Here is a 346-nt window from a genome sequence, read left to right as displayed (position 1 = left end):
CCCGCCGCTGCCAGGTTCCAGCCCGCGCTTGAACCGATAGCGATGCTGATTTTCTCGCCGTCTTTAGAACCCACTTGGAAATCGTAGTTGGAATCGGTCGCAGTACGGTTGTCCAGGACTTTGATACCGTTGAAATCGGTTTGCTTGGTCACACGGTTGATTTCTTCCATACGCTGGTTAACTTCAGACTGGATGGAATCGATATCGGATGCAGAGTTAGAGCTGCTTTGTGCCTGAACGGTCAGATCACGTACGCGCTGCAGGTTGTTGTTGATCTCACCCAACGCGCCTTCTGCGGTCTGAGACAGAGAAATACCGTCGTTCGCGTTACGCGCAGCCTGAGTCA

Annotated in this window: 1 pseudogene; it reads right to left on the bottom strand. The window is 52.9% G+C overall.

Features of this window, described 5'->3' with window-relative positions:
- Positions 1 to 346: pseudogene (locus tag DBA33_RS20510) on the bottom strand (flagellin FliC); the annotation flags it as partial.

The organism is Yersinia sp. IP36721 (assembly GCF_003634395.1).
Lineage (GTDB): Bacteria > Pseudomonadota > Gammaproteobacteria > Enterobacterales > Enterobacteriaceae > Yersinia > Yersinia entomophaga.
Note: the sequence above shows the minus strand (reverse complement) of the source record. Positions and strands in the feature narration are given on the sequence as shown.